The sequence below is a fragment of the uncultured Rhodoblastus sp. genome, assembly GCF_903903185.1.
Lineage (GTDB): Bacteria > Pseudomonadota > Alphaproteobacteria > Rhizobiales > Beijerinckiaceae > Rhodoblastus.
In genome coordinates, this window is sequence record NZ_CAIUXT010000061.1 from 48,119 (window position 1) to 73,832 (window position 25,714).

The window sequence follows — 25,714 nt, forward strand, 5'->3', positions numbered from 1 at the left end:
CTTGCCGTCGAACCGGCAAGGCGCCGCCAGATCATCTTTGCAGGACATAGGTTCCCGGCGCCTCGCAAAGCGCCTCGCCCATCGGCGGCGGCGCGGCGAAGGGGCCGGAGCGCGCGGCGAGCCAATCGGCATATTCCGGCCACCAGGAGCCGGGTTTTTGCGTGGACTGCGCGACAAAGTCCTGCGGCCTCGGCGCGGGACCGCCCCGCGGCCGGAAGGCGATGCTATAGGAGCGATGGAGGCGGCCCGGTGGGCTGACAATGCCGCCATTGTGACCGCCCGACGCCAGCAAGAACGTGATCTCGTCCGGGTTGAGCCGGTGGATCTTGAACACCGAGCGCCAGGGCGCGACATGGTCGGATGCGGTCCCGACAGCGAAAATCGGCGTCGCGATCGCCGCGATATCGACTCGGCCGCCCCCGGCCTCGAAACGTCCCTCCGCCAGATCATTATGCAGGAACAGCGCGCGCAGATAATGCGAATGCATGCGGTAGGGCATTCGGGTGGCGTCGGCGTTCCAGGCCATCAGGTCGTTGGGATGCTCCTCCTCGCCCAGCAGATAGAGCGTCACCATGCGCGACCAGACGAGATCGCGCGCGTGCAGCATGGAGAAGGCTCCGGCCATCTGGCGCGAGTCGAGGTAGCCTTGCCGCGCCATGATCTTGTCGAGCGCGTCGAGTTCGGGCCCGTCGATGAACAGTTGCAATTCGCCCGGTTCGGAAAAATCGGTCTGCGCCGCGAGCAGACAAATGCTGGCGAGACGGTCATCCTTGTCGCGGGCCATGGCGGCGGCGGCAATGGCGAGCAGGGTTCCCCCAAGGCAATAGCCGAGCGCATGAACGCGCCGGGGGCCGCAGATCGCGCCGATCGCGTCGAGCGCCGCCATCGGGCCGAGCCGGCGGTAATCGTCGAAACTCGTCTCGGCCAGTTCCCGCCCCGGATTGCGCCAGGAAATGCAGAACACAGTGAAACCGCGCCCGATTAGATAGCGGATGAGGGAATCCTGCGGCTTCAGGTCGAGAATGTAATATTTCATGATCCAGGCGGGGACGATCAGCAGCGGCTCCGGCCGGGTCCGCGACCCGTTCCCGGACTGGGCGGGCGCATACTGGATCAGCTCCATCAGTTCGTTGCGCAGCACGACCTTGCCCGGCGTGACCGCGACGTCGCGTCCGACCACGAAAGCATTCTCGCCGTCGGGGGCTTGCGGATCGAACATGCGGCGCATGTCATGCGCGAAATGGTCGAGCCCGTGCAGAAAATTGAACCCGCCCTGGTTCAGGGTCGCGCGCAGCACCTCGGGATTGGACCAGGGGAAATTGGAGGGCGAAAAGGCGTCGAACCATTGCTGCGCCGCGAAGACGGCGCGCCGGGCGTGTTTCGGATCCACGCCCGGCGCGTGCAGAATGAAATGGCTGAGCCATTGCTCCGCGAGCAGGAAATTCCGGGCGAACAGATCGAAGGGCGGCGTCTGCCAGGCCGGATCGGCGAAACGGTGGTCCTCGGCTCCCGAAAGCCGTGTGTGGTCGGCGGTCAGCGAGCGCAGCACCTGCCGCCCGGCCAGTTGCGCCATTTCGCCGAGATAGGCGGGCGAAGAAGCCAGATGGCTCAGGACATCGGCCGCAGCCGGCGCCAATTCCTGCGGCGACAGCGGGTTGGCGAGCGCATCCTGCGCCAGGTCGCGCCAGAAAGCCGCCGGATCGGCCGCAGGCTGGTTTTCGTCCGCTGCTGTTGTCGCGGTTTCAGGCGTGCGCTGTTCCGGCATAATGGGCCTCCGCGCAGGCGATTAAAGCATTTTCACTTTGGGGGAAACGTGAAATTGCTTTAGCCCCTTGTTTAACCGCGCTTTTTATCCAAAAAGTCTTCGCCCTCGCGGATCGCGAAATCCTTTGGCTCCCGAACATGCATTTTTGCGGCGCCTTGGCGGCGTTGTTTCACCGCATCGTATTTGCTGCTGCGATTCCTTCACTCGAACCGGCATCCGTTTTGCGCGCGAACGTTCAAGCGCAAGAAATCATCCGAAAGCCGCGCGAAGGCGGTCGAGTTGCTGCTGGACCGGGCTGACCGCCGGCGCGGCGAAAGGGGCGCCTGGATCGAGATAGAGCAATTGATCGAGATGGATGATGCGCGCCTGCAACCGCAGGGATTCGCAGACCAGATGGCGCAGATCCTGCGGCAAACGGGCGAAGACCTCCGGCGCGGCGGCCTGGTCCTGGCACGACAGCTTGACCTTGCGCTTTTCGCTGGCCGCCTGATCGAGCGTCAATTCGCCCTCGTTGACCGCCCTTTGCAGCAGCAGCCACGAGGCGAGCTGCATCAGGCGCGTGGTGAGCCGCATGCTTTCGGCGGCGTAGGCCAGGGAATCGTTGCGCCCCAGCGCCTTGGCCTGCTCGCGTCCGGCGCCGTCGAGATAGGCGGCGGCCTCCTCGACGAGGTTCATGCCTTCATCGAACAAGGTCTTGAAGGCTTCGGAGGCCGCCAGACGCTGCGCGAAGGAAACCGGCGCTGAACCTTCCAGATCGATCGACGGACTCATGCGTCACCCTGATTCGTTCCTCCTTGATCGCGGCTCGGCGCGATCGAGGAATCCCTCGCGTCAGTTCGGCGGCGCATTCGCGCCCAACCAGAATTAAAGCGGTCATGACCTGCTTCAAGTCCCGGCGTTGGAAAAAGCGCGCCAAACGCGAAACCAACCCCGCAACCCGACCCTGGGGCCTTTTTGCGGCACGTCTCAACATAACGCCAATCGACCGTCGCCGCTTGTTTAATCTTATTTAACCTTAATCGCCCCGCGCCGCGAAACAATGGCTGCGGCACGCAAAAAAAAGAGCCGCGGGAGGCGGCTCTGCAAGGCGTTTTCACAGGGAGGAAAACACAACGAGCGAACTTTCGCCCCATTCCCGCTTGGGGGGGGCGGGAACCATTCGAGATTAACCGCAAGATCGTTAAGATGCGGTTAAGGTAAATCGCGTGGGCGGCAAAAAATTCTTTTAGAACATTACCTTAGGTCAAGGTTTGAAAAAGGCGGCGGCGGCGGCGCGCGAGGCGTGTTTCTTCTCGCGCGCCGCCTCCAGCCGCGCGATTTCGGCGCGCAGGAGTTCGATGCGGGCGGTCAGTTCATCCACCGACAAGGCGTCGAGCGGTTCGCCCGGAACATGCTGGCTCGGAGGGGCAATCCTCGCCGCGAAAATCTCGTCCTCTTCCCTGCTCATCGTTCATTTCTCCTGTTTCTCGCTCCCTGCGGGGCGGGCGACGGCATGAAAATCCGCGAGAATCGAAAAAGAATTGAAAAATTTGCCTTTCCGCGCGCTCCACCTTATATTCTCGCAATTCCCGTCATGAATGGAAACTTGAGGCTATGCCTCGGCCGGGCCGGAGCGCGCGAACGCGCGTCCGACGGCGTTACGAAGAGATTCGAGGAGACAAAAATGAGCAATGCTCCGCTCATGCCCAAGGCCACCGCCATCTGGCTGGTGGAAAACACCTCGCTGACTTTCGACCAGATCGCCGAATTCTGCAAATTGCATCCGCTCGAAGTCAAGGGCATCGCCGATGGCGAAGTGGGCGCCGGCATTCGCGGCCATGACCCGATCACCTCGGGCCAGCTGACGCGCGAGGAAATCGAAAAGGGCGAGCAGAAAGCTGATTATCAGCTAAAACTCGCAGTGTCGAAAGTGCGGCTGCCGGAGGTCAAGCGTCATCGCGGCCCGCGCTATACGCCGCTGTCGCGCCGCCAGGACCGGCCCAACGCCATTCTATGGCTGGTGCGCAACCATCCCGAGCTCAAGGATGCGCAAATCATGCGCCTCGCCGGCACGACCAAGACCACCATCGCCGCCATCCGCGACCGCACCCACTGGAATTCGGCGGCGCTGTCGCCGATGGATCCGGTGACGCTCGGCCTGTGCTCGCAGATCGAACTGGACTTCGAGGTTCAGCGTTCGGCCAAGGATCGTCCTGCCGTGGTCGAGGATCACAGCCCCACGCTGGTTCCGGCCGAGGAGACGACGCAGCCCTATTATTACGAGCGGACCTCGCAGGAGGACGTGTTCGGCGCCACGGCGTCCAAGCCGCAGGTCGAGGAGGAGGACGAGATCGACGTCGATTCCGTTTTCGCCAAGCTCAAGGACATCAAGGTCAAGGAGTGACGGAGTCACTCGCTGAAGACAGGAAAAGCCCATGCCGGCGGTGCGCATTCTGGGGATCGATCCGGGTCTGCGTCACACCGGCTGGGGCGTGATCGAGGCAGGCGGTTCGCGCCTGGCCTTCATCGCCTGCGGCGCGGTTCACACCGAAACCGGGCAAAACCTCGCGGAACGGCTGCGCCGGCTGCATGACGGTCTCGCCGACGTGATCGCCGCCCATCGCCCCGACGAGGCGGCGGTGGAGGAGACTTTCGTCAACCGCGATCCGCAATCGGCCTTGAAACTGGGCCATGCGCGGGGGGTCGCCTTGCTCGCGCCGGCGCTGGCCGGGCTCGAAGTCAGCGAATATGCCGCCAATCTGGTAAAAAAGACCGTGGTCGGCGCGGGACATGCCGAAAAGGCGCAGGTCGCCATGATGGTGCGCGTGCTGCTGCCGCGCAGCGAGGCGCTGGGCGCCGACGCGGCCGACGCTCTGGCGGTCGCCATCTGCCACGCCCAGCATCGCGGGGCCAAGGCGAGGGAAAAGCTGCTGGCCGCGAAATAGTATTCTTCTTTTGTTCACTCCCGGCGCAAACTTCGCTAGGCTGGGCGAAAAGCGAATCGGGCCAAAAATCATGATCGGCAAATTGAAGGGCGTGGTGGATTCGCTGCACGAGGATCATGTCATCCTCGATGTGCATGGCGTCGGCTATGTCGTCGCCTGTTCGACGCGCACCTTGCAGAAATTGCCCCGCGCCGGCGAGGCGGCAGTGCTCGCCATCGAGACCCAGGTGCGCGAGGACGCGATCAGGCTGTTCGGTTTTCTGTCGGATTCCGAGCGCGACTGGTTCCGGCTGTTGCAGAACGTGCAGGGCGTCGGTTCCAAAGTGGCGCTGGCGATCCTGTCGATTTTCACGCCGACGGAACTGACCGCCGCCATCGCCTTGCAGGACAAGGCGGCGGTGTCGCGGGCGCCGGGCGTGGGGCCGAAGCTGGCGGCGCGCATCGTCGCCGAACTCAAGGACAAGGCCGGGGGATTCGAGGCGGTCGATCCGCTTGCCGCACGCCTTGCCGGCGAAGATTCTTCGCCAGGGGGCTCGACGGCGGCGCAGGAGGCGATATCCGCCCTCGTCAATCTCGGCTACGCCCGCCCACAGGCGGCCACCGCCATTGCCGCGAGTGTCAAAGCGCTCGGCGAGGGCGCGGAAACCGCCGCGCTTATCCGGCGCGGGTTGAAGGAACTGGCGACGGTTTGAGTCGTGGCGACGCCTCTGGTGTTCTTGTCTTGTTCGTGCTATTCTTACCACATGCGGATCGATAGAGGCCTGTCCATGAGCGCCACGACAAAACTTTCGAGCAAATTCCAGATTTCGATTCCCAAGGAAGTCCGCGAGCAGCAGGGTTGGCGCGCGGGGCAGGAGTTCGTTTTCCTGCCCAAGGGCGGCGGCTTCGTGCTGGTTCCGGTGCCCACGCGCGAAGAGCTTTTCGGGATAGCGAAAGGCGCCAACGGTGAGAATTATCGGGATCGGACAGATCGCTACTGATGCGAGTCGTCGACACCTCGGCGTGGATAGAATATTTGCTGGGCAGCCCGACTGGCCGCAGCCTCGCGGCGGAAATGCCGGAGCGCCACCGGTCGGTCGTTCCGACCATCGTCCAGTTCGAACTCGCAAAATGGCTGGCGCGCGAGGCGACAGAACAGGCCGGAGCCAAAGCGATGGCCGACACGATGAAATGTGTCGTGTCGGAACTGGACACGTCCGTCGCATTGCGCGCCGCCGACCTGGCGCGGGAGCACAAGCTTGCCGTGGCCGACGCCGTGGTTTACGCAACGGCCCTCGCATATGACGCCGAACTTTTGACCTGCGACGCGCATTTCAAGGATCTTCCGGGCGTGATCTATTTCCCGAAAGCCAGGCCATGACCCCCGCGCCCCGCTTCATCGCCCCGGAAAAGCGCGAGGACGATCTCGAAGCCTCGATCCGGCCATTGACCCTGATGGATTTCACCGGCCAGGAAGCGGCGCGGAAAAATCTGAAGGTGTTCATCGAGGCGGCGAAGGCGCGCAAGGACGCGCTCGATCATGTGCTGTTTGTCGGGCCGCCCGGGCTCGGCAAGACCACGCTGGCGCAGATCGTCGCGCGCGAACTGGGGGTCAATTTCCGCTCCACTTCCGGTCCGGTCATCGCCAAGGCCGGCGATCTCGCGGCGCAGCTGACCAATCTCGAAGACCGCGACGTCTTGTTCATCGACGAAATCCACCGGCTCAATCCGGCGGTCGAGGAAATTCTTTATCCGGCGATGGAAGATTTCCAGCTCGACCTCATCATCGGCGAAGGCCCGGCGGCGCGGTCGGTCAAAATCGATCTGGCGAAATTCACGCTTGTCGGCGCCACCACCCGCGCGGGACTGCTGACGACGCCGCTGCGCGACCGTTTCGGCATTCCGATCCGCATGAATTTTTATACGGTCGAGGAATTGCAACTGATTGTGGCGCGCGGCGCAAGGGTGATGAAATGCCCGATGAGCGAGGATGGCGCCCATGAGATCGCCCGGCGCTCGCGCGGCACGCCGCGCATTGCCGGCCGGCTGTTGCGCCGGGTGCGCGATTTCGCGCTGGTGGACGGCGACGCAATCATCACCCGCGCCGTGGCCGATGGGGCGCTCAAGCTGCTCGACGTCGATTCGATCGGGCTCGACCAGATGGACCGGCGCTATCTCGACATGGTCGCGGTGAATTTCGGCGGCGGCCCTGTGGGCATCGAGACCATCGCCGCCGCTTTGTCCGAACCGCGCGACGCCATCGAGGACATTATCGAGCCCTATCTGTTGCAGCAGGGCTTTTTGAACCGGACGCCCCGAGGGCGTGTGCTGACGCCGCAGGCTTTCAGGCATCTTGGATTGGCGGCGCCCGCGCAGCCGCCGCAGATGGGGTTGTTTTCCGATGACGACGCGTGAGCGCGCCTTGAAGGAAAAGCTCACGCCCGCGCAAGGCGCCTTCGGCGAAGGCCGCCACTTCTTCCCCATCCGCGTCTATTACGAGGACACGGATTTTTCCGGCATTGTCTATCACGCCAATTACCTGCGCTTCATCGAGCGCGCCCGCACCGAATTGCTGCGCGAAAAGGACATTCACCAGGGCGATATCCACGCTGGCGAAAAACTGTTTTTCGTCGTGGCGCGGATGAACCTCGATTTTCTGCGCCCGGCGCGCATGGACGATCTGCTGACCGTCGAGACCAAACCCGTCAAGATCGGCGCGGCGATCCTCGAACTCGACCAGACCGTGCGGCGCGACGACGAAACGCTGTTTACTGCCCGCGTCTTTATCGCCGCCGTCGCGGGCGGCAAGGCGCGCCGACTGCCGCGCGAAATCCGCGAAAAGCTGGGCTTTTGATTTTTTGAACCCGGCTTCGAAGGCCCGGCGCGCAGGGCTGCGCTTGGGGCATTCGCGACGACCGCGCGCGCGGGTCGATAGCGATTCAATTTGCCGGCGGCGCCGCAACAAGGGATAAAGGTCAAAAAACATGGGGAGGCGAGGATGCGCATCTTGAATTTGGCGGCGGCGGCCTTGCTGGTTTTCAGCGGGCCCACGCGAGCGCAGGAGAAGCCGACGCGGTTCTGGAACCTGACAGCCTGGACGATCACGGATTTGAGGCTCGCTCCGGCAGGAACCGAAAAATTCGGCCCCAACCTTTGTCTCGCCGACAAGGATGGCGCCGTGGATGCGGATGAGCGGTTGAAGATCCCCGGCCTCGCCACCGGCCAATATGACGCCCGGGTTGTGTTCAAGAATCGCCGGGCCTGCCGGGCGAAAAACCTGTCGGTCATCGACGGCCAGGTTTTTGAAATCGCCGAAAAGGACCTTGTCGATTGCTCGAAGTGAGACGGCGCGGCCAGATGCGAAAACCCATCGGTCGAAAGCCTCGACCGACGGGTTTGGCCTCGCCTCGACCCCGCCCGATCAGAACGCGTAACGCGCCTTGAACAAGCCGGCCTGTTCGAGATAGCCGGTGCGCGCGATGGCGTCATAGGTCAGGGCGAACTGGAATGCGCCGGAGTCAAAATGCAATCCGGCGCCAAAGTCGAGCAAATTGCGCGACGGGTTCGGACCGGTGGCGATAAACGGGTTGCTGGCGCCGATGAAACTGGCGGTGACCGACTGGGTGAGGTCGCCGAACTCATGGAGATAGGCGGCGCGCAATTCGAGATCGATCGCCGATGTGCTGGCGACGTTGCTCCATAGCGGGATGGCGTTGATCGGAATCAGCGCCTTGGCGCCGAGAACGCTGCGCTCGGAGTCGTTCACGACGCTTCGATAGGTCAGGGCGGCGCCGTTTGAGCTGGTTTCCGCATAGGCGTTCTGCGCGATATTGGCGTAAGTGAAGCCCGCATAGGGAGTGAGAATCGACGCGCCGAACTGCACCGGCGCCCCGGCTTCGATACTGGCGGAAAAGAGGTTGCCGCCATGCGTCGCCGAAGCCGCGTCGCTGAAGCCCGGGAAACTTATGGTCCGCGACGTGTTGTAGTTAAGCCCGCCGTCCGCCACCGAACCGCGCACATAATATTTTTCGAGGTCAAGCGAGCCATAGACCAGGCCTTGATAGACGCTGACGCCGGTATTGTCGTTGAACAGGCCGCTGTCGCGCGCTTGAGAACTGACATAGCCGAAAGCGGCGCCCAGGCGGGCGCCCGGCGCGATCTGCCGGTCGTAACCGCCGATGACGCCGGCGAAATTGGCGCTGTAGCCATGAATGTGCTCGGTAGTGGACTGCGTCGCGCTGCCGTCGATGGCGCTCGCCCAGACGGCGCCGCCGGCCGCCGGGCTTTCGACGGGGCCGGCGCTGGCGACCCAGCGGTCCTTCGTCGGCGCCCGCGCGGAGAGCAGGCTGTCCAGACGGTTGTTGACCTGACCTTGGAACAGCGTGGCGATGGCCAGCGGAATCTGGATCGCCGCGCCATTAACTTGCGGACCCAAGCTTTCGCCCGCCGCCCGAACCGCGCCGAAGTCAGGCAAGGCTTCGACCGCCGCGCCCAGGGCGTTCACCTTGGCGCTGGAGCCCGTATAGGACAAGAGGCCCGCCAGGGTCGATGCGCCCGCGCGGGATAATCCGGGAATGGTGTGCGGATCGACGACCGAGGCCGTCAACAGCAAGGCGCCCGTCGATGTGCTGGCGCTGGTCGAGACCAGCACGCTACCCGTCGGCGTCGTCGCCACGCTTCCCGGACCGTTGACGCTCGAGGCGACCACCCAGGTCGCGCCATTATTCACCAGCGTCGTGAAGGTTGGCGTCAAGACCGTGGGGCCGGCCAGAGTCAGCGTCCCGTAAATGGAGCCGAGTTTGGTCGAAGGCGCGGCATGCGAGCCGCCGGCGCCGTAGACCGTGGTGGTCAGGGTCGAACCGGCCACCAGCGAGACGCCGTTCGCCACCGCGACACGCGAGGCGTTCAAATTCAGCTCGCTGAAATTGCGCACGCTGGCCAGGTTGGTGACGCCGTAGAGCGTCAGGCTGTTCGAGCCGGTTCCGTTGAGAGCGACGATATTGCCCGAGAAGCCGGTTCCGGTCAGGGTGATGGAATTGACCGAGCCCGGCTGGTCGTTGATGACGATATTGCCGTTCAGCACGCCTTCATTGGTCAGCGTGAAGGATTGCCCGCCGACATAGCTGGCGAGCACTTTCACCGAAGCCGCGCAGCCTGCGTTGGTCGTGCTGTCGCCGGCCGCCGGACAGGCGTTGCCGGCGAAATCCGTCCCGCCGGCGCTCTGGTAGGCTTGATCGGCGGCGGGCGCGCCGTCCAATGGCGTTCCGTCCTCGGTCAATGCCGCCGAAAAGGTCGCGGTCGAGGGACGCTGATCGACGCTGAAATTGCCGTTGATGGTCGCGCCGGCGGCATTGTCGACGACATGCGTCCCCGAGCCGAGGTAGAAATTGCCGTTGATCAGGCCGTAGTTTTGAATGTTGCTGTCGCGCGGTCCCGCATTGGAGCCGCTGACCGCCGCCGGATTGCCGCCATTGGCCGCATAGACCAGTGGGGTAATGTCCAGAGCGAGAATATCGCCGGTGATCGACCCGGACGCCTTGTTCGTGAGCGTCAAGGCAGACGTGCCGCCAATGGCGATCGTCCCCTGAGCGACGCCGTCAACCGCCTGTATGTTTGAAACGACATTGAGCGGGCTGTCGGGGTTGGTTCCATCAATCGTTTCGAATTCCGCTCCCCCCCAGGTCGCAATCGCCCAATGACCGGTGGCGAGCGTATCGGTCGGCCTCCAGGACGTATGGGCGATCACGCCGGAATTGACGATGGTCGTATCGGCGCGGCCATAATAAACCGTTGCGAAATTGCCGGTCGCCAGAATCTTGCCCCCGGCGGCGTTGTTGAGCGTGAATGAATTGGTATTGTCGTCGGTGTAGAGCACGGCCATGTCGTTCAGGGTCGCGCCGTTGTATTTGGCCGTGTAAGTGGCGGGTGTTCCGCTGGCGGTGACCGAAAGCTTGGTTGGGTCGAAGCTCGAAAAGAACGTCTGCGTCGCGGAGAGCGTTCCCTTGTTGTTGACGGTGAAACTATTCACCTGGCTGTCGGCTACGATCAACTCGATGCGCGCGGTGGCGATCTGGTTGGTCGAAAAGGCCAGAGAACCGGCGTTGTTGAGGACGACATTATTGACGGCCGGGCTTTCGGTGTTGGAAAAATTGGCGGCGACCAGCCCCCTGTCGGCAAGCGACGCGGATGTGGGATTGATGACATTGGCCGAAACCGTGTTGTCGAAATTGAGTGTGACGTTTGGCGGATTGGGATCGTAGCCGGGGTTATTCGGATTGGTCGCCGCCGGAAAGGCCGGATTATCGGGCGTGTAGCTGTTGCTCCCTTTGATCGGCTGGAAAGCAGCGGCGGCGTCGTAGATGGTGATCGGCAGACCCGAGCCGATAGCGAGCGTTCCCGTGCAGGAGAGCGTGAGCAGATCCGCCGATGACACACAGCCTGCGGCTTGGGCGCCCGAAGCCTCGCCCAGGGTTGCAACGACGACGAAAGAAAACGTCGCAACGCGACCTTTGCGATTCGGCTTACGCATGGAAACTCCCAATTTTTGGTTGGAAACAGACAATAGGCAGGCAATAACGAAATACAACTTCATAAAATCCCGAATTTTCGGGAAGAATTCCCGTTGTAACCGGGAATTTTTCCGCTTATGATCCAGCCCGTTCAGAAGAGGAGTTTTCCGTCATGATCTCCCGCCGCCCCCTGCTCATTTCACTCGCCGGTCTGGTTGCTTTGGCTGCGTCGCCGAGCCTCGCCGAAAGCCTGCCCAAAGGGCTCGACACCGACAATGACGCCACGATCGATCTGGCCGAGGCCAAAAAGGCCGCCGGGGCCTTGTTCGACCGGCTCGACCACGAGCATGACGGCACGCTCGACACCCGAGAACTGCGCCGCCGCCTGAAGAAGGGGGAAATCTCGGCCGCCGACCCCGACAAGGACGGAACTCTGACCAAGGATGAATATCTCGCCGCAGTCGAAGCGCGGTTCAAGGCCGCCGACCCCGACAACGACGGCACGCTCGACGCCAGGGAATTGCATAGCAAAGCCGGTCGCGCGCTGTTGAAACTGCTGAAGTAGAATTCGGCTATAAAATTCCCAACGCCAATTGGCGCGACCTGTTCCCGGGTCTCGACACAATTGGCGTCGCGTCCTTTGCAGCGGCCTGCGAATTGGACGCAAGTCCGCCAGATTGTCAGAAAGAAATCCTGACGCCGCCATAGACGGCGAGTGGCATTCCGGCGCCGAGCGAGAGTGGATTGACGAAGGGCGTAGGCGTCACGGTAGGCGTTTCCATCAAGATTCCGCTGGAGTAATATTGCCGGTTGAACAGGTTCTGCGCCAAGGCATAGACCTGCACTTCCTTGGTCACCTGATAGGACGTGTGCAGGTTGACTGTTCCATAGCCGCCAAGCTGGGTGATCGCCCCGATTTCGTCGCCGACCAGTCGCTGGCCGCTGACCAGAATCCAGTCCGCGCCGAATTTCCATTGCGGAACGAAAGCGATTTCAAAACCGGCTTTGAGGTGATGGCGCGGAATGCCGGCGATCGGCGTTCCCGGCGTGATCGGGATCGAGGTTGCGCCGGTATCCGGGTTGACGATCGCCGCCGGGCTGTTCGAGGGATCGAGGAACGTGCTGCGATAGGTTGCGTCGATATAGGCGTAATTGGCGTAGACCCGCCAATTGTCCCTGGTCCAGGCGGCGCCAAGCTCGGCGCCCTGGCGCAGCGTCCCTCCGATATTGGCGTAATAGCCATAGGAATTATAGGGCGTGGTCAAAGGCTGAATGTCGTTGGCGTTGGCGGTATGGAACAGGCCGGCGCTCCAGTCGATCTTGCCGTTTTGTCCGAGGTCCCACTTGCCGCGAAAGCCGGTTTCCGCCGTGCGCGACACCACCTGCTGGAGCGGCGGGTCGGAATTGATGAAATTGGCGACGATGCAGGGCCTTAGCGGATCGGCGCAGCCGAGTTCCAGCGGCGTCGGCGTGCGGTTGGCTTCCGAATAGCCGGCGTAGAAGGTGATGCCCGACGTAACCTGATAGGTCAGGCCGAGGAGCGGATTGAAGCGTGAATAGGTGTTATTGCCGTTCAACGCCGTGCCGATCTGATCCTCGAGATCGATCTGGGCGAAATTGAACCGCCCGCCGCCGGTGATCGCCAGTTCTTTCGTCACATTGAAGGTGTCCAGCGCGAACACGCCGACATAGGTATTGGTCGCGAAAGTGCTGACCGGGGCGACGAAGCCGCCGGGAGTGTCGATGAGGATGCCCGAACCCGTCACCACGAGATTGTCCTGGATGATCCCCAGTTCACTGTTGCCGTGAAAATTCGTCCAGCCCCGATCGATCGAGGCGCCAAGCGTGAAGCGATTGTCTCGATCGGCGATCCTGTCGGTATTGACCGCTTGAAGGCTGGCGCCGGTCGATTGCGAATGGGTCCAGGAGCGGTCGATCTCGCCCAGCGTCCGCGCGCCATTATTGGAAATATCCGGAATCGGATTGCCCCGGATGTCGGTCGCGGGATTGCCGTTGGCGTCGCATAAAACAGTCGTATCGGCGTCGCAAAGGGCGAGGCTGGTGGTGTTGCCGTCCACATGGGTCTGGCTGAAATTGCGATAATAGGCGTTGGCGTCGAACTTAAGCGTGTTCGAATACTGGTAAGAGCCGGTGAGAGCGAAGGCGGCAAGCCCATTGCTCGACGTTTGCGGCGTGGTGAACACGTTGGCGTAGTTCTGCGTGAGCAATTCGATCGGCGTCGTTCCGGCCCCTACCAGAGTGTTCTGCGCCCCGGTGAAGCTGAAATGCACCTCGGCCTTGTCCCCCTTGTAGCCGAGATCGGCGTAGACGCGTCGAATCTGCGAGGGACTATAGTGTTTCCAGCCATTGTCGTTGATCGCTTCGCCGGCGACATAGAAACCCCAATTGTCGATCTGCTTGCCATATTCCACGGCGATCTGGCGACGGCCGAACGAACCGCCGCGCGCGTCGAGATCGAAGCCCTGGAAGTTGAAGCCGTTCTTCATCGTCACCGTCACGGCGCCGCCCAGCGCGTTGAGGCCGAAAGCCGGATTATTGGTGACAATCTCCGTCGATCTGATCGCAATGACCGGGATCGTGTCCCAGTTGACGGTGTCGCCAAAGGCCTCGTTGACGCGGATGCCGTTCTGATAGACCGCGAGGCCCTGCGGCGTGCCCGAAATCGGCGAGGCGTTGAAGCCGCGAAAATACAGATCGGGCTGAAGGTCGTTGCCCGAAACGTTGCTGGTGAAAACGCCGGGGACATTGCGATTCAAGCCGTCGGTGACGCTGACGTCGCCATGCTCGGCAATGTCCTGAGAGGTCGTGACCGGTTGGACCGCCGCGGGAATTTTTTCCGCCGCGATCCCGCTGCCGGTGAACGGGGTCGTCTCGACGATGTTGATGTCGGGCAGGACCACAACGCCGCCATCCTGCGCCGACGCGTCATGCGTCGAGGCGCCGAGGGTCGTGAGCGCCGCCGCGAGAGACAGCCAGAAGATGCGCGTCATTTTGCGGTTCCCAAGTTTTCGCCGCATTTCGCGGACCCAAATGCGCAAGCGACCGGATGGCCGAAGGGAAAGAAACCATTTCTCTCCCCGCTCGTTACGCTCGATGGATTTGCTGCAGAATCGGTTGAGAACGAAGTTATACTTCAACGGACCCGACGACGCACTCCCGAAGATGTCGGGATTTTTTCCCGAACAAACCCGTTCCTCCAAATGGAATTTTAACGCTACAAAGGGCTTTCTCCAGAAAGCGGACGACGCCTTGCCGCAGGCCGGGCGTCATGGACGCAGGTAAAAAGTCGAACGCAAAAAGGGACGCCAAGCATGGATGGTCTGTCACTGTCTCCGGTCGCAATGTTTTTGCAGGCCGGCCCGATCGGCAAGGCGGTCATGGCGATCCTGCTGTTCGCCTCCATCTGGTGCTGGATCCTGATCCTTGAAGGCGTGTTCACCGTCGCCCGGCTCGCCAAGGCGCTGAAGGCGGCGCGCGCGGGAGGCGCGCAGACGCTGCTGGCGCCGATCGACGCGGCAGGACAGGAAGCCGCGCTGTTCCAGATTGCGGGCGAAAGCGCCGGCGAAAAGCGCCAGCGCATCGCCGAAAAGATGAGCCGGGCGGGACGCGAATTGCTGATGCGCGCCGAGGGCGGCCTGCCCAATCTCGCGGTGATTTCCTCGGTAGCGCCCTTCATCGGCCTGTTCGGCACGGTCTGGGGCATCATGACCAGTTTCGCCGGCATAGCCGAGGCCAAGGACACCAGCCTCGCCGTCGTCGCGCCGGGCATAGCCGAGGCGCTGGCGGCGACCGCCTATGGCCTCGCCGCCGCCATTCCCGCCTCGATCGGCTATAACCGTATCGGCGCGGCCTTTTCGCGCGTCGGCGTGAACCTCGCGCATCTGATCGAGGACCGCGCCGAACTTTTGTCGGCGACGAGCCCGCTGACGGTGCGCAAGGACGCCGCCTGATGGCCTTTCCGAACCGCAAGAGCGCCGTCGGCGAAGGCCTCTACCAGCCGCAGGCCGACATCAACGTCACGCCTCTGGTCGATGTGATGCTCGTGCTGTTGATCATTTTCATGGTCACCGCGCCGCTGCTCGCCACCGGCGTCAAGGTGCAGCTGCCGCAAGCGAAAGCGGCGCAGCCGCTCAATCCGAAAGAGCCGGTTCTCATCACCGTCGGCAAGGACGGCAAGGTGTCGCTCGGGCCGGACGAAGTCCCCGCCGACCTGCTGGTCGATGCGGTGAAGAACAAGCTTGGCGAGGATGCGTCGCGCGTCGTTCACCTGCGCGGCGACAAGGAGGCCTCGTTTGGCGATGTCGTGGCGATCATGGACAGGCTGGCGACCCACGGCGTCACCCATATCGCCATCGTCACCGCGCCTAACGGCAAGGAGCGGAACCCGGAGTTGCGGCCTTGAGCCAGGCGGCGGCGATAGAGTCTTCATCGCCCGGCCTGGCTCCGCCTCCGGGGGGGCCGGATGCCGCGACGATCGAGAGAGGCGCGATCAGGCCGCCCTGGCTGCGGCCGGCTGCGATTGTTTTCGTCGTGGCGCTGCATGTGGCGGCGGCGCTTTTCATCGTCGCCCGCGTCGCGCCGGTGGTTTCGCTCGACGGCATCGACGTGACGCTTATGCCGCTCGGCGACAGCGCCGAGGACAGGCCGAATATCGACGAGGTGAAGGAGGCCGAGGCGCGGGCGCCCGCCGAGCAAGTCGCGCCCGAACCGGTCGCGCCGCCAGCCATGCCCCCCGCCGAATCGGTCCCGGAACTTGCGGCGCCGCTCCCGCAGGTCATCGCGCCGCAGGCCCTGCCCCTGCCAGTCGCGAAACCCGAAGCAAAGCCTTTGCCGAAACCCGCGGAGAAACCCCGGAAAAAAGCCGTCGTCGAAAAGCCGGAGGACGATAGCCCGACGCCGGCGCAATTGCGCGAACAGCGCCGCCAGCGAGCGGAAGCCGCAGATCGCCGCAAGGCGCAGGCCGGACAACAGGGGTCGCGTCGCGGAACGCCGCAGGGACAGGCGCAGGCGTCCGGAATGTCGCCCGGCGCCTATGCGGCCCTGCTCGCCGCCGAGGTCGCCCGCCACAAGGTCTATCCCGCCGCCGCCCGCGCCGCGCAGGCGACGGGCTCCGTCGGCGTGGCTTTTACCGTGGGCGCGTCGGGCCGGGTGGTCAGCCATTCGATCACGCGCTCGTCGGGCAATGCCGCGCTCGACGCCGCCGTTCACGCGATGATGGCGGCGGTTCACGCGCCGCCGCCGCCGGGCGGCGTTTTCCGCTCCAGCACCAATATAAACTTCAGCCTGCATTGAGCCTGTTTGGGAGCGTCGCGGACGGGAGGATTTGGGAAGGCGAAGAAGGATCGAATTCTTCGCTGGCTGTCCGCGACGCATTGAAAACCTATTTGAAAAGGCGTGGGAATGCGCCCCAAAAGCGGTCGGGAGATTTTCCCGAACCTGCCTTCAGGCGGAGCCGGGCCGTGTCTGCGCGGCGAAAATCGCCTCGACCACCGCGCCGCCCTCGGGCGCGTTGGAAATGACCACCTCGCCGCCCAGCGCCTGCACCCTTTCGCGCATGCCCAGAAAACCCATGCTGGGCGTCGCCTCTTCGCCGACGCCGCGTCCGTCGTCGCGAATGCGGATCCGCAATCCCGTCAGCGCCGGATCGCTGGCCTTGGCGCCCCGGCCTGTCGGCTCGAAGTCCCGGCCTGCTGGCTCGTAATCCAAAGTCACGTCGATGCGCCGCGCGCCGGCATGGCGGAAGGCGTTGGTCAGCCCTTCCTGAACGAAGCGATAGGCCATCAGGCTGGCGCGCTCGCCCAGTGCGGCGATCCCTGCGGAGGAAGACAGGGCCAGCGCGACGCCGGGCTGCGCCTTGCGCCATTGCTCGGCCAGAATTTCGAGCGCGTCGATCAGGCCGAACTCCTCCAGCGCCGCCGGGCGCAGCCGCGCCAGAATGCGCCGGTTCTGTCCCTGCAGCGCTTCGACCTGATCGCGCAGGGAGACGGCGGCCGCCTCGGCGGCGGGATCGCCGCCGGCCTGCAAACGCGCCGCCAGCAGCGCCGCCCCGGCGCGAAGGGCGAAAAGATGCGGCCCGATCTCATCGTGCAATTCGTGGGCGATCGCCTTGCGCTCCTCGTCCTGCAGATCGATCAGCTTCTCGATCAGATCGGCCTTGGCGGCGCTCAACTCCGCCAGGGTTTGCGCCAGACTGTTGATCTTGCCGCAGGTGTCCACGAATTCGGGCGAACCGGACGGCGTCGCCCGGGCGGCGTAGTCGCCCGATTCGAGCCGGGCCAGCGTGCGCCCCGCGACATCGAGCGGTTTGAGCGCGCGCCTCAGGAAAAGGCTGCTTGCTCCGAGCAGCGCCAGCGCCAGCGCGCCGCCGGCGAGCGCCTGGGTCTTGGCCGCCGCCCAGACCTCGCCGATTTCATCGAGCGGATCGCCGACGATGACGATGGAGCCCATGCGCCGGCCGCCGACGTTGACCGGAATGGTGGTGACCCCAACGGGCGCCCTGACCAGAGCGGTGAGCCAAGCCGGCGCCTGCGAGCGCGCCTCGGCGGACCCAGTGAAGGCGCCGACGACCGCGAGGCCATCGTTGCGGGACAGGGCGACGCGGACGTGACGCAGATTCTGCAAATTTTCCACCAGCGCGGCGAGCGCGCGCTCCGGGTCCGGCGCCTCGCGCAGATGGGGAAGCGCCATGGCGACAAATTCGCTGGTCAGCCGCGTCATGCTTTCGGCTTCGGCCCGGGCGCGCGGCCTCGCATCCGCCAGAATGCGCCCGACATCGACCGCCAGCCACAAGGCGAGCAAGACGCCAAACAGCAGATTGAGACGATAGCGCAGTGAGATTTTTTGCCACATGATCGCGCTCCCGATACGCACAAAATCGAATTCGCAGCCAGGGGTGTCAATGAGCCGCCGGATTGCCCGACCCCCGCATTCGGTTATCATGGGCATTTACGGCGGGTAAGCTGGAGGCTTCGAGCGGTGCGCGTTCTGATCGTCGATGACCATCCGGTCGTCATTTCCGGCTGCAAGGCGCTTTTGGGCGCCGATCCGTCGATCGAGGTCCGCGAGGCCATGGATGGCGCCAGCGGCTATTCGGCCTATTTCGCCTTCAGGCCCGATGTCGCGGTGATCGATTTCAATCTGCCGGGCATTTCGGGTCTCGAACTTTGCCGCCGCCTGCTGCTGCGCGACCCCGAGGCGCGCATCGCCATTTTCAGCATGAACGACGATGCGTTTTTCGCCGCCCGCGCCATCGAGGCCGGCGCGAGGGGCTATATCGCCAAGAACGACGATCCGCTGCTGTTCATTGCTGCCTTGCGGCGCATCGCCGAAGGCGGCGTCTATCTCCAGCCGGAAATGGCCAGCGCCGTCGCCTTCAACCGGACCGGAGCGGGTCCGGGCCGGCTCGGCGGGCTGACCGCGCGCGAACTGGAAATATTGCGGCTGTTCGCCGCCGGCCGCAGCGTCGCGGAAATAGCGGATGTCCTGAACATCTCCCACAAGACCGCCGCCAATAATTGCACGGCGCTGAAACAAAAGCTCGGCGCCCGCAGTTCGGCCGAACTGATCCGCCTCGCCGTGGATTCGAAGCTGGCTGGATAGGCAAGGCGCCCGGATCGCGCAATTGCGTCCCGATCTCATTTGTGTTTTAGCTTGAATGATCGACGGTTCCTCGTTTCGCACCTGCGGGCGAGGTTAAAAGGGAACACGGAAACGGATTTTCGTTCGGCGATCCAGTCGATGGTCGAAGGTCAAATCCACAAGCCGTGGCTGCCCCCGCAACTGTGAGCGGTGAGAAATCGGTCCCTTGCGATTGTTCAAGACAATCGGCCACTGGTCGCTTCCCCGATTTCCACCCGGGGCAGGCGGATGACCGGGAAGGCTGGACCGAGACACGACGACCCGCAAGCCAGGAGACCTGCCGTCGAAATGGCGTCGTACGCGTCCCTGGGCGGGGTGTCCAGAATGGCGTGCTCTGTTCGCTCCGGTCGATGATCGCGCGATAGGGCTGGTCGTGCGGCGGTTCGAAGGCTTGAGGTGGACGATGCATATTATGGAAGGCTTTTTGCCGGTCGGGCATTGCATCGGCTGGTTCGCCGTTTCGACGCCCTTCGTTGTGGCCGGCGCGATCTCAGTGAAAAAAATCATCCGCGAGCGCCCTGAGACGCGGCTGACGCTGGCCGCCGCCGGCGCTTTCGCCTTTGTCCTTTCTGCGCTCAAAATGCCGAGCGTCACCGGCTCCTGCTCGCATCCGACCGGCACGGGACTCGGCGCGATCATCTTCGGCCCTGCGGTAATGGCGGTGATCGGCGCGATCGTGCTGCTGTTCCAGGCGCTGCTGATCGCGCATGGCGGCCTGACGACGCTGGGCGCCAATGTCTTTTCGATGGCCATTGCCGGCCCCTGGGTTTCCTGGGCGATCTGGCGCGGTTTAAGCAAGCTCGGCGCTTCCATCGCCGTGGCGGTGTTCTTCGCCGCCGCTCTGGGCGATCTCGCCACCTACGCCACGACCTCGGTGCAACTGGCTTTAGCCTATCCTGATCCCGCCTCGGGCTTCCTCGGCGCCGTCGTGAAATTCGGCTCCATTTACGCCATCACCCAGATACCCCTCGCGATTGCAGAAGGCTTTCTGACCGTTGTGGTGATGGACGCCCTGTCCGGTCGCGCCGGCAAGGGCGACGAAGTGGCGTTCCTGGCCGGGAAGGTGCGATAATGGCGATCCACCGTTCCGTCTGGCTCCTCGCCGCCGCCCTCGCCATCGTCGCGGCGCCTCTTGTCATCCCCGGTCTGGGCGGCGAATTCAAGGGGGCCGACGACCTTGGAACCGATGCGATCGCTCAAGCCGTTCCCGGCTTCAAACCATGGTTCCAACCCTTGTGGAAACCGCCGAGCGACGAGGTTGAAACCATGATGTTCGCGTTGCAGGCGGCTTTGGGGGCCGGGCTCCTCGGCTATGTCATCGGGCGCCGGCAGTCGTCGTCGCAAAAAAATGTCGCCGGTCGATAGGGCCGCCCACCTCAATCGCTGGCGCCATCGCTCCCTCACGGAAAAGGCCGCTCTGGCGCTCGGCATGATGCTGCTCGCCATCGCCCTGCCGCCGGGACCGGGCGCGCCGATGGTGGCGGCGATCATGACGGCGGCGGCCCTGGCTGGCGCGCGCGTTGCGCCAAAAGTCTGGCTGGCCTGCGCGCTGGCGCCTTTGGGCTTTCTGGCGGTTGGGGCTATTTCGCTGGCGGTTCAGCTGGATTCGCATGGCCTGAGCCTCGCGCCCGGCGGATTGGCGGCGGCGGCGCGGCTGGTCTTGCGGAGCTTTGCCGCACTGACCTGCCTGTTGTTTCTGGCTCTGACCACGCCGGCTGCCGACCTGATCGCCGGATTGCGCCGTCTTGGGCTGCCCGCCGAAATCGCCGAACTGGCGCTGCTGATCTATCGCTTTTTGTTCCTTCTGGGCGACACGGCGATGGCGATGGATGCGGCTCAAGCCGCGCGCCTCGGCCATGCCGGCGCGAAAAGGCGGCTGCGCGCGCTGGGACTGCTGATCGCCAATCTGCTGCCGCGCGCGCTGGACCGGGCGCGCCGGCTGGAAACAGGTCTGGCCGCGCGCGGCTGGGACGGCGAGTTGCGCGTTCTGTCGCATCGCGCGCCCGTCTCCCTGCCGGCCATGGGCCTGATCGGCCTCACGCTGTTCGCGACGGCGGCGGCGGGAATCCGGTTCTCATGACCCTGCTTGAAGCGCAAGCCCTGACCTATGCCTATCCGGGCGGCGTCCCTGCCTTGTCGGGGCTCGATCTTCGGGTTGAACGCGGCCGGCGCCTCGCCATTCTCGGTCCCAATGGCGCCGGCAAGACGACTTTGCTGCTGCACCTGAACGGCACGTTGCGACCGTCCTCGGGCCGCGTCCTGCTCGACGGCGCCGCCGCCGGCTATTCCCGCGAAAAACTGTCGCACTGGCGGCGGCGCGTCGGTCTGGTGCTGCAGGACTCCGACGACCAGTTATTCGCCGCCTCGGTGGCCGAGGATGTGTCGTTCGGCCCGCTCAATCTGGGCTTGAGCGACGAGGAAGCGCGCGCGCGCGTCGAGGAGACCCTGGCCGCGCTCGCCATTGCCGATCTGGCGGACCGCCCGACCCACATGCTGTCCTTTGGCCAGAAAAAGCGCGCGGCGCTCGCCGGCGCCGCAGCAATGCGCCCGGAGATCCTGCTGCTCGACGAACCCACCGCCGGGCTCGACCAGCGCGGCGCAACCTTGCTGCTGGACGTGCTCAAGCAGCTTCAGAACGGCGGAACGACGCTGGTTTTCACCACCCACGACGCCGATCTCGCCTGGGCCTTCGCGGACGACGTCGCCCTTTTCGGGCAAGGCCGGGTCATCGTCCAGGGCGCCGCCGGCGATATCCTCGTCGATGCGGCGCGGATGAACGAGGCCGGGTTGACCGTCCCTTTCCTCGCCCAAATCGGACTGAAATTGCGCCGCTGCGGCGCGCTGGGCGCGCAGGCGCCGCTGCCGCGCGACGAGGCCAGCGCACTGGCGCTTTTCCCGGGCGCCGCCGTTGTCGGCCCCGCCTCGTCAAAGCCGCAAGGCGGGCCGGACTTCGAGGCCCTGACCTCCGAACCCGGGTCTTGAGCCAAGGCGCCCAATTTCCGCCGTTTTGAACATTAGATCGTTTCTAAATTTGAATGTTTCGATTGCCGGCCTGCGGCGTCGTCAATATCAGTCGTACCGGAGAACGGGCGGGGCCGCCGCCGCGAATGGAGCTTCGAATGACGAGGAACAACGCCCGAGCGAAGGCGGGCCCGGGTTTTATTCCGCTAGGGCGTTTTCCGGCGAAGCGGATACCGGCTCGCGTGAAGAAAACGCACAAAAACAAGAAACCAGAGCCCCTTTTTCGTTCAATCGGATCGGGTAAGGCTCTAGCTGCCGGCGCGGCTTTTCTTCTGCTTGCGATCGCTCCGGCCCTCGCCGATGCCGCCGCCCCGCTCCGCGCCGCCGACGAACAGGCTTTGAGCGACCAGCAATTGCTGGGAAAGAGAATTTTCGAGGATGTGACGCTTTCCGAACCGCAGGGCATGTCCTGCGCCTCCTGCCATGCGCCCGAACACGCATTCCAGGGCAACAACAAATCGCCCATCGCCGCCGTCGCGCTCGGCAGCACGCCGGACAAAGTCGGGACCCGCAAGACGCCGACGCTCATGTACAAGGCCTATAGCCCGGCTTTCGGCTTTTATATCGACGCCGACGGGGCAAAACCGAAGCTGGAGCCGCGCGGCGGCCAATTCTGGGACGGCCGCGCCGCCGACCTCGCCGAACAGGCCTCCGGCCCGCTGCTCAACCCCCTGGAGATGAACAATCCCTCGGCCGAAGCGGTCGTCGCCAAGATTGCGCGCGCTCCCTATGCCGATCTGGCGAAAACACTTTATGGACCGGAGGTATTCGCCGACCCCAAAGCGGCGATGGGCAAGATGATGAAGTCGGTCGCGGCCTTTGAACTATCGCCACGCTTTGCGCCCTTCTCCTCGAAATTCGACGACTGGCTGCGCGGCAAGACGGAATTGACCGCCGAGGAAAAGCGCGGCTACGCCATTTTCATCGATACGAAAAAGAGCAATTGCGTCGATTGCCACGCCGGCAAACCGGAGTCCAAAGACCCTACCGACTGGATTTTCAGCGATTTTTCCTATCACGTGCTGGGCGTTCCGAGAAATGCGGCGATCCCTGCCAACGCCAATCCGGAGGTCTTCGATCTCGGGCTGTGCAAGCGCCCCGGACTGGAAGCGATTTTGCCCAAAAAGATCAAGCTCGCCTCGCTCTGCGGCGCCTTCAAGGCCCCGACCCTGCGAAATGTCGCGGTGACCGGACCCTATTTCCACAATGGCGCCTTCCCCTCGCTACGCGACGCCGTCGCCTTCTACGCCACCCGAGAGACCGATCCCGGTCATTGGTATCCCCGGGACGCCAAGGGCAAAATCGACAAATTCAACGACCTGCCGAAAGCGTATAAAGCGTCCGTAAATGTCGAAGATGTCCCCTATGATCGCAAACCGGGCCAGCGCCCACGTCTGAACGACCAGGAGATCGACGCGCTGGTGGCCTTTTTGAAGACCTTGACCGATAGAGGCATGAACTGAAATGATCCGGAAGTCACCGATCCGCGCCGTTGCGCTAGGCTTGCTGTTTCTCGCGGAAGCGGGATTTTGCGCGCCGGCGCAATCGGCAAATGTGACGATTTCGATCCAGGATCATAAATTCGATCCGCCCGAGCCCCACGCGCCGGCCAACCAGCCGATCACCCTTGTCGTCAAGAACCTCGACCAGACGCCCGCCGAATTCGAGAGCAAGCAACTCAAGGTCGAGAAAATGGTGATCGGCGGCGGCGAAATCACTTTGCAGATTCGGCCTATGCCGCCGGGGCGCTATCGGTTCTTTGACGATTACCACCAGGACGACGCCGCGGGTTTCCTTGTCGTCGAGTGAGGTTTGAAAAAATGATCGGCGCGCTCATCATCGTCTTTCGCGAAGTCATCGAGGCCGGGCTGATCATCGGCATCGTGCTGGCGGTCACGCGCGGCGTGCCGCATCGCGGCGCCTGGGTATTCGGCGGGGTGGCTTCCGGGGTTTTGGGTGCCTGCCTCGTGGCGGCTTTCGCGGGCGCGCTGTCCAACGCCTTTGCCGGCGTCGGTCAGGAATTGTTCAACGCCTTTGTGCTGGCGCTCGCCGTCGTCATGCTGGGATGGCATAATATCTGGATGGCGCGCCACGGGCGCGAACTCGCCAATGAACTTCGCGTGGTCGGCCAGTCCGTGGTCCAGGGTTCCCGGTCGCTGATGGCGCTGGCCATCGTCATCGCCGTGGCGGTATTGCGCGAAGGCTCCGAAGTCGCGCTGTTTCTCTATGGCCTCGCGGCGTCCGGCGGTTCCAGTTCCGCGTCCATGCTGCTCGGCGGCGCTCTTGGGCTGGCGCTCGGCGGCGGCGTTTCGGCGCTGATGTTCTTTGGCCTCGTCACCATTCCGACACGCCATCTGTTTTCGGTCACCTCCGCGCTCATCACCTTTCTCGCGGCGGGCATGGCCAGCCAATGCGTCGCCTTCCTGCAACAGGCGGGTCTGTTGAACGCCTTTTCGGCGACTTTGTGGGACACTTCCGCGATTCTGCCAGAGGAAAGCCTGCCGGGACGCGCGCTGCACGCCTTGTTCGGCTATACGGACCAGCCCTCCGGCATGCAGTTGATCGTTTACCTGGCGGTGTTGCTGACGATCTTCGCCCTGACCAGAATGACCGGGGCGCCTGCCGCCGCCGTCCAGCGGGTCGGAGGCGTTTCCGGCGCCTGACCCGGAGCTTGTCGACCCGAAAATTTGCCCGTATGATGAGACGATTAAATCATCATACCCGTAAGCGGGTGTGGGAACGGCTTTGGCCGTTCCTTCGGGGCGGTGGGCGGAGGGCATGATGAGCGCGGCGACCGACCGGACCGAAAGACTCGCGGCGCCCCGACTTCCCATGCAAACGATTGCGGTCTTCGCCGCGCTGGTCCTCGCCAACGGCCTTGCCTGGGCCTGGGCTTTCGCGCTGTTTGCCGATCGTCCCGCCGTTCTCGGCACGGCCCTGCTCGCCTGGGTTTTCGGCCTGCGCCATGCGGTTGACGCCGACCATATCGCCGCCATCGACAATGTCGTGCGCAAATTGATGCAGCAGGGCGAACAGCCGCGCATGGCGGGCCTGTTCTTCTCGCTCGGCCATTCGACCGTGGTGGTCATCGCGGCCGCCGCTCTGGCGCTGACGGCGGCGGCGATGAAGGATCGCCTCGCCGAGTTCAAGAGCGTCGGGGGCGTGATCGGCACGGCCGTCTCCTCGGGCTTCCTGCTGCTCATCGCGCTGGCCAATCTGGTGATTCTCGTCAACGTCTGGCGGACGTTCCAAAGCGTCTCCAGGGGCGGCGCGCTCGATCACGAGAGTCTCGACCTTCTGCTCTCGGGGCGCGGATTTTTGGCGCGGATTTTCCGGCCAATGTTCCGCGTGGTGACGAAAAGCTGGCACATGTACCCGCTTGGCTTCCTGTTCGGGCTCGGTTTCGACACCGCGACCGAAATCGGATTGCTGAGCATTTCCGCCTCCCAGGCGGCCAATGGCATGGCGCCGCTGCAAACCCTGGTGTTCCCGGCCCTGTTCACCGCCGGGATGGCGCTGGTCGACACCGCCGACAGCGCGTTGATGGTCAGCGCCTATGGCTGGGCCTTCGTCAATCCGATCCGCAAACTCTGGTACAATCTCACCATCACCGCGGCCTCGGTGGTCGTCGCCTTGTTCATCGGCGGCGTCGAAGCGCTCGGGCTGATCGCCGAGCGCCTCGGCCTTGAAGGCGGCGTGTGGGATGTGGTCACAAGCCTCAGCGACAGCCTCGCCAATTTCGGCTTTGTCGTCATCGGCGTGTTCGCTCTCGCCTGGGGCCTCTCCATGCTGATATACAAGCTCATGAAATACGATCGCCTGGAAGTTGCTTCGCCCGAGGCGTAACGCCTGAACTTG

Annotated in this window: 27 protein-coding genes and 1 riboswitch; of the genes, 21 read left to right on the plus strand and 6 right to left on the minus strand. The window is 63.8% G+C overall.

Features of this window, described 5'->3' with window-relative positions:
* Positions 1–31: 31 nt before the first annotated feature.
* The 3 genes from QZY01_RS05085 to QZY01_RS05095 form a co-directional block, all read right to left on the minus strand.
* On the minus strand, positions 32–1,765 hold the full coding sequence (locus QZY01_RS05085; protein ID WP_294534185.1) for an alpha/beta fold hydrolase: 1,734 nt from the start codon (positions 1,763–1,765) through the stop codon (positions 32–34).
* Positions 1,766–2,014: 249 nt separating this feature from the next.
* Complete coding sequence (locus tag QZY01_RS05090) at positions 2,015–2,536, minus strand: DUF1465 family protein (protein WP_294534186.1); 522 nt, start codon at positions 2,534–2,536, stop codon at positions 2,015–2,017.
* Positions 2,537–3,008: 472 nt separating this feature from the next.
* Positions 3,009–3,212, minus strand: coding sequence for a DUF1192 domain-containing protein (locus QZY01_RS05095; protein ID WP_294534188.1), 204 nt, complete (start codon positions 3,210–3,212; stop codon positions 3,009–3,011).
* A gap of 216 nt (positions 3,213–3,428) precedes the next feature.
* On the opposite strand from QZY01_RS05095, the gene QZY01_RS05100 reads away from it, so the two are divergent.
* The 8 genes from QZY01_RS05100 (at position 3,429) to QZY01_RS05135 (ending at position 8,010) form a co-directional block, all read left to right on the plus strand.
* The gene (locus QZY01_RS05100; protein ID WP_294534190.1) at positions 3,429–4,148 is read left to right on the plus strand and encodes a cell cycle transcriptional regulator TrcR; all 720 of its coding nucleotides are present in this window, start codon (positions 3,429–3,431) and stop codon (positions 4,146–4,148) included.
* A 31-nt stretch (positions 4,149–4,179) separates the two neighbouring features.
* Positions 4,180–4,689 carry a crossover junction endodeoxyribonuclease RuvC gene (gene ruvC, locus QZY01_RS05105; protein ID WP_294534192.1) on the plus strand — a complete coding sequence of 170 codons (510 nt, stop codon included), beginning with the start codon at positions 4,180–4,182 and terminating at the stop codon, positions 4,687–4,689.
* Between the two features lie 70 nt (positions 4,690–4,759).
* Positions 4,760–5,380, plus strand: a complete 621-nt coding sequence (gene ruvA / locus QZY01_RS05110) for a Holliday junction branch migration protein RuvA (protein WP_294534194.1) — start codon at positions 4,760–4,762, stop codon at positions 5,378–5,380.
* Between the two features lie 75 nt (positions 5,381–5,455).
* Positions 5,456–5,668 (plus strand): AbrB/MazE/SpoVT family DNA-binding domain-containing protein, encoded by a 213-nt coding sequence (locus QZY01_RS05115; protein WP_294534196.1) that lies wholly within the window; start codon positions 5,456–5,458, stop codon positions 5,666–5,668.
* Positions 5,668–6,048, plus strand: a complete 381-nt coding sequence (locus QZY01_RS05120; protein ID WP_294534198.1) for a type II toxin-antitoxin system VapC family toxin — start codon at positions 5,668–5,670, stop codon at positions 6,046–6,048. Before QZY01_RS05115 ends, QZY01_RS05120 begins: the two co-directional genes overlap by 1 nt.
* A complete protein-coding gene (gene ruvB, locus QZY01_RS05125) occupies positions 6,045–7,082 on the plus strand; it encodes a Holliday junction branch migration DNA helicase RuvB (RefSeq protein ID WP_294534200.1) in 1,038 nt (345 codons plus the stop codon). The genes QZY01_RS05120 and ruvB overlap by 4 nt, the downstream gene beginning before the upstream one ends.
* Positions 7,069–7,521 (plus strand): tol-pal system-associated acyl-CoA thioesterase, encoded by a 453-nt coding sequence (ybgC, locus tag QZY01_RS05130; RefSeq protein ID WP_294534202.1) that lies wholly within the window; start codon positions 7,069–7,071, stop codon positions 7,519–7,521. The genes ruvB and ybgC overlap by 14 nt, the downstream gene beginning before the upstream one ends.
* 144 nt (positions 7,522–7,665) lie before the next feature.
* Positions 7,666–8,010: a hypothetical protein gene (locus QZY01_RS05135; RefSeq protein WP_294534204.1), complete on the plus strand. Its 345-nt coding sequence runs from the start codon at positions 7,666–7,668 to the stop codon at positions 8,008–8,010.
* 78 nt (positions 8,011–8,088) lie between these two features.
* Here QZY01_RS05135 and QZY01_RS05140 read toward each other — a convergent pair whose 3' ends face one another.
* Positions 8,089–11,196 carry an autotransporter outer membrane beta-barrel domain-containing protein gene (locus QZY01_RS05140; RefSeq protein ID WP_294534206.1) on the minus strand — a complete coding sequence of 1,036 codons (3,108 nt, stop codon included), beginning with the start codon at positions 11,194–11,196 and terminating at the stop codon, positions 8,089–8,091.
* A 152-nt stretch (positions 11,197–11,348) separates the two neighbouring features.
* On the opposite strand from QZY01_RS05140, the gene QZY01_RS05145 reads away from it, so the two are divergent.
* Positions 11,349–11,741 carry a calcium-binding protein gene (locus QZY01_RS05145; protein WP_294534208.1) on the plus strand — a complete coding sequence of 131 codons (393 nt, stop codon included), beginning with the start codon at positions 11,349–11,351 and terminating at the stop codon, positions 11,739–11,741.
* A 115-nt stretch (positions 11,742–11,856) separates the two neighbouring features.
* Here the strand turns inward: QZY01_RS05145 and QZY01_RS05150 are convergent, their stop codons facing one another.
* Entirely contained in the window at positions 11,857–14,187 is a 2,331-nt protein-coding gene (locus tag QZY01_RS05150; RefSeq protein ID WP_294534210.1) for a TonB-dependent receptor, read from the minus strand.
* Between the two features lie 321 nt (positions 14,188–14,508).
* Here QZY01_RS05150 and QZY01_RS05155 point away from each other — a divergent pair, with 321 nt between their 5' ends.
* From QZY01_RS05155 to QZY01_RS05165, 3 genes are read left to right on the plus strand one after another with little or no spacing between them, the layout of a single operon-like run.
* Complete coding sequence (locus QZY01_RS05155; protein WP_294534212.1) at positions 14,509–15,147, plus strand: MotA/TolQ/ExbB proton channel family protein; 639 nt, start codon at positions 14,509–14,511, stop codon at positions 15,145–15,147.
* Positions 15,147–15,599, plus strand: coding sequence for a biopolymer transporter ExbD (locus QZY01_RS05160; RefSeq protein ID WP_294534214.1), 453 nt, complete (start codon positions 15,147–15,149; stop codon positions 15,597–15,599). Before QZY01_RS05155 ends, QZY01_RS05160 begins: the two co-directional genes overlap by 1 nt.
* The gene (locus QZY01_RS05165) at positions 15,596–16,489 is read left to right on the plus strand and encodes a TonB family protein (protein WP_294534216.1); all 894 of its coding nucleotides are present in this window, start codon (positions 15,596–15,598) and stop codon (positions 16,487–16,489) included. The genes QZY01_RS05160 and QZY01_RS05165 overlap by 4 nt, the downstream gene beginning before the upstream one ends.
* Positions 16,490–16,639: 150 nt before the next feature.
* Here QZY01_RS05165 and QZY01_RS05170 read toward each other — a convergent pair whose 3' ends face one another.
* The gene (locus QZY01_RS05170; RefSeq protein WP_294534218.1) at positions 16,640–18,046 is read right to left on the minus strand and encodes a histidine kinase; all 1,407 of its coding nucleotides are present in this window, start codon (positions 18,044–18,046) and stop codon (positions 16,640–16,642) included.
* Between the two features lie 126 nt (positions 18,047–18,172).
* On the opposite strand from QZY01_RS05170, the gene QZY01_RS05175 reads away from it, so the two are divergent.
* The 9 genes from QZY01_RS05175 (at position 18,173) to QZY01_RS05215 (ending at position 25,702) form a co-directional block, all read left to right on the plus strand.
* Positions 18,173–18,796, plus strand: coding sequence for a response regulator transcription factor (locus tag QZY01_RS05175; protein ID WP_294534220.1), 624 nt, complete (start codon positions 18,173–18,175; stop codon positions 18,794–18,796).
* A gap of 46 nt (positions 18,797–18,842) precedes the next feature.
* Positions 18,843–19,135, plus strand: a riboswitch (cobalamin riboswitch).
* Between the two features lie 103 nt (positions 19,136–19,238).
* The gene (locus tag QZY01_RS05180; RefSeq protein ID WP_294534222.1) at positions 19,239–19,907 is read left to right on the plus strand and encodes an energy-coupling factor ABC transporter permease; all 669 of its coding nucleotides are present in this window, start codon (positions 19,239–19,241) and stop codon (positions 19,905–19,907) included.
* Positions 19,907–20,200, plus strand: coding sequence for an energy-coupling factor ABC transporter substrate-binding protein (locus tag QZY01_RS05185; protein ID WP_294534223.1), 294 nt, complete (start codon positions 19,907–19,909; stop codon positions 20,198–20,200). The genes QZY01_RS05180 and QZY01_RS05185 overlap by 1 nt, the downstream gene beginning before the upstream one ends.
* The gene (gene cbiQ, locus QZY01_RS05190) at positions 20,184–20,915 is read left to right on the plus strand and encodes a cobalt ECF transporter T component CbiQ (RefSeq protein ID WP_294534225.1); all 732 of its coding nucleotides are present in this window, start codon (positions 20,184–20,186) and stop codon (positions 20,913–20,915) included. Before QZY01_RS05185 ends, cbiQ begins: the two co-directional genes overlap by 17 nt.
* Positions 20,912–21,817 (plus strand): ATP-binding cassette domain-containing protein, encoded by a 906-nt coding sequence (locus QZY01_RS05195; protein WP_294534228.1) that lies wholly within the window; start codon positions 20,912–20,914, stop codon positions 21,815–21,817. The genes cbiQ and QZY01_RS05195 overlap by 4 nt, the downstream gene beginning before the upstream one ends.
* Before the next feature lie 221 nt (positions 21,818–22,038).
* The gene (locus tag QZY01_RS05200; RefSeq protein WP_294534230.1) at positions 22,039–23,319 is read left to right on the plus strand and encodes a cytochrome c peroxidase; all 1,281 of its coding nucleotides are present in this window, start codon (positions 22,039–22,041) and stop codon (positions 23,317–23,319) included.
* Position 23,320: 1 nt separating this feature from the next.
* Positions 23,321–23,665: a cupredoxin domain-containing protein gene (locus QZY01_RS05205; RefSeq protein WP_294534232.1), complete on the plus strand. Its 345-nt coding sequence runs from the start codon at positions 23,321–23,323 to the stop codon at positions 23,663–23,665.
* Between the two features lie 11 nt (positions 23,666–23,676).
* Complete coding sequence (locus tag QZY01_RS05210; protein WP_294534234.1) at positions 23,677–24,519, plus strand: FTR1 family protein; 843 nt, start codon at positions 23,677–23,679, stop codon at positions 24,517–24,519.
* 169 nt (positions 24,520–24,688) lie between these two features.
* Positions 24,689–25,702: a HoxN/HupN/NixA family nickel/cobalt transporter gene (locus tag QZY01_RS05215; protein WP_294534236.1), complete on the plus strand. Its 1,014-nt coding sequence runs from the start codon at positions 24,689–24,691 to the stop codon at positions 25,700–25,702.
* The last annotated feature ends 12 nt before the right edge of the window (positions 25,703–25,714 follow it).

What these genes read in the sequence shown, in the direction of transcription:
- ybgC (WP_294534202.1), top strand. Translation starts at nt 7,069, where the DNA reads ATGACGACGCGTGAGCGCGCCTTGAAGGAAAAGCTCACGCCCGCGCAA.
- QZY01_RS05090 (WP_294534186.1), bottom strand. Translation starts at nt 2,536, where the DNA reads ATGAGTCCGTCGATCGATCTGGAAGGTTCAGCGCCGGTTTCCTTCGCG.
- QZY01_RS05205 (WP_294534232.1), top strand. Translation starts at nt 23,321, where the DNA reads ATGATCCGGAAGTCACCGATCCGCGCCGTTGCGCTAGGCTTGCTGTTT.
- QZY01_RS05155 (WP_294534212.1), top strand. Translation starts at nt 14,509, where the DNA reads ATGGATGGTCTGTCACTGTCTCCGGTCGCAATGTTTTTGCAGGCCGGC.
- QZY01_RS05195 (WP_294534228.1), top strand. Translation starts at nt 20,912, where the DNA reads ATGACCCTGCTTGAAGCGCAAGCCCTGACCTATGCCTATCCGGGCGGC.
- QZY01_RS05140 (WP_294534206.1), bottom strand. Translation starts at nt 11,196, where the DNA reads ATGCGTAAGCCGAATCGCAAAGGTCGCGTTGCGACGTTTTCTTTCGTC.
- QZY01_RS05170 (WP_294534218.1), bottom strand. Translation starts at nt 18,046, where the DNA reads ATGTGGCAAAAAATCTCACTGCGCTATCGTCTCAATCTGCTGTTTGGC.
- ruvC (WP_294534192.1), top strand. Translation starts at nt 4,180, where the DNA reads ATGCCGGCGGTGCGCATTCTGGGGATCGATCCGGGTCTGCGTCACACC.
- QZY01_RS05215 (WP_294534236.1), top strand. Translation starts at nt 24,689, where the DNA reads ATGCAAACGATTGCGGTCTTCGCCGCGCTGGTCCTCGCCAACGGCCTT.
- QZY01_RS05120 (WP_294534198.1), top strand. Translation starts at nt 5,668, where the DNA reads ATGCGAGTCGTCGACACCTCGGCGTGGATAGAATATTTGCTGGGCAGC.
- cbiQ (WP_294534225.1), top strand. Translation starts at nt 20,184, where the DNA reads ATGTCGCCGGTCGATAGGGCCGCCCACCTCAATCGCTGGCGCCATCGC.
- QZY01_RS05115 (WP_294534196.1), top strand. Translation starts at nt 5,456, where the DNA reads ATGAGCGCCACGACAAAACTTTCGAGCAAATTCCAGATTTCGATTCCC.
- QZY01_RS05085 (WP_294534185.1), bottom strand. Translation starts at nt 1,765, where the DNA reads ATGCCGGAACAGCGCACGCCTGAAACCGCGACAACAGCAGCGGACGAA.
- QZY01_RS05100 (WP_294534190.1), top strand. Translation starts at nt 3,429, where the DNA reads ATGAGCAATGCTCCGCTCATGCCCAAGGCCACCGCCATCTGGCTGGTG.
- ruvB (WP_294534200.1), top strand. Translation starts at nt 6,045, where the DNA reads ATGACCCCCGCGCCCCGCTTCATCGCCCCGGAAAAGCGCGAGGACGAT.
- QZY01_RS05210 (WP_294534234.1), top strand. Translation starts at nt 23,677, where the DNA reads ATGATCGGCGCGCTCATCATCGTCTTTCGCGAAGTCATCGAGGCCGGG.
- QZY01_RS05135 (WP_294534204.1), top strand. Translation starts at nt 7,666, where the DNA reads ATGCGCATCTTGAATTTGGCGGCGGCGGCCTTGCTGGTTTTCAGCGGG.
- QZY01_RS05150 (WP_294534210.1), bottom strand. Translation starts at nt 14,187, where the DNA reads ATGACGCGCATCTTCTGGCTGTCTCTCGCGGCGGCGCTCACGACCCTC.
- QZY01_RS05180 (WP_294534222.1), top strand. Translation starts at nt 19,239, where the DNA reads ATGCATATTATGGAAGGCTTTTTGCCGGTCGGGCATTGCATCGGCTGG.
- QZY01_RS05145 (WP_294534208.1), top strand. Translation starts at nt 11,349, where the DNA reads ATGATCTCCCGCCGCCCCCTGCTCATTTCACTCGCCGGTCTGGTTGCT.
- ruvA (WP_294534194.1), top strand. Translation starts at nt 4,760, where the DNA reads ATGATCGGCAAATTGAAGGGCGTGGTGGATTCGCTGCACGAGGATCAT.
- QZY01_RS05160 (WP_294534214.1), top strand. Translation starts at nt 15,147, where the DNA reads ATGGCCTTTCCGAACCGCAAGAGCGCCGTCGGCGAAGGCCTCTACCAG.
- QZY01_RS05095 (WP_294534188.1), bottom strand. Translation starts at nt 3,212, where the DNA reads ATGAGCAGGGAAGAGGACGAGATTTTCGCGGCGAGGATTGCCCCTCCG.
- QZY01_RS05185 (WP_294534223.1), top strand. Translation starts at nt 19,907, where the DNA reads ATGGCGATCCACCGTTCCGTCTGGCTCCTCGCCGCCGCCCTCGCCATC.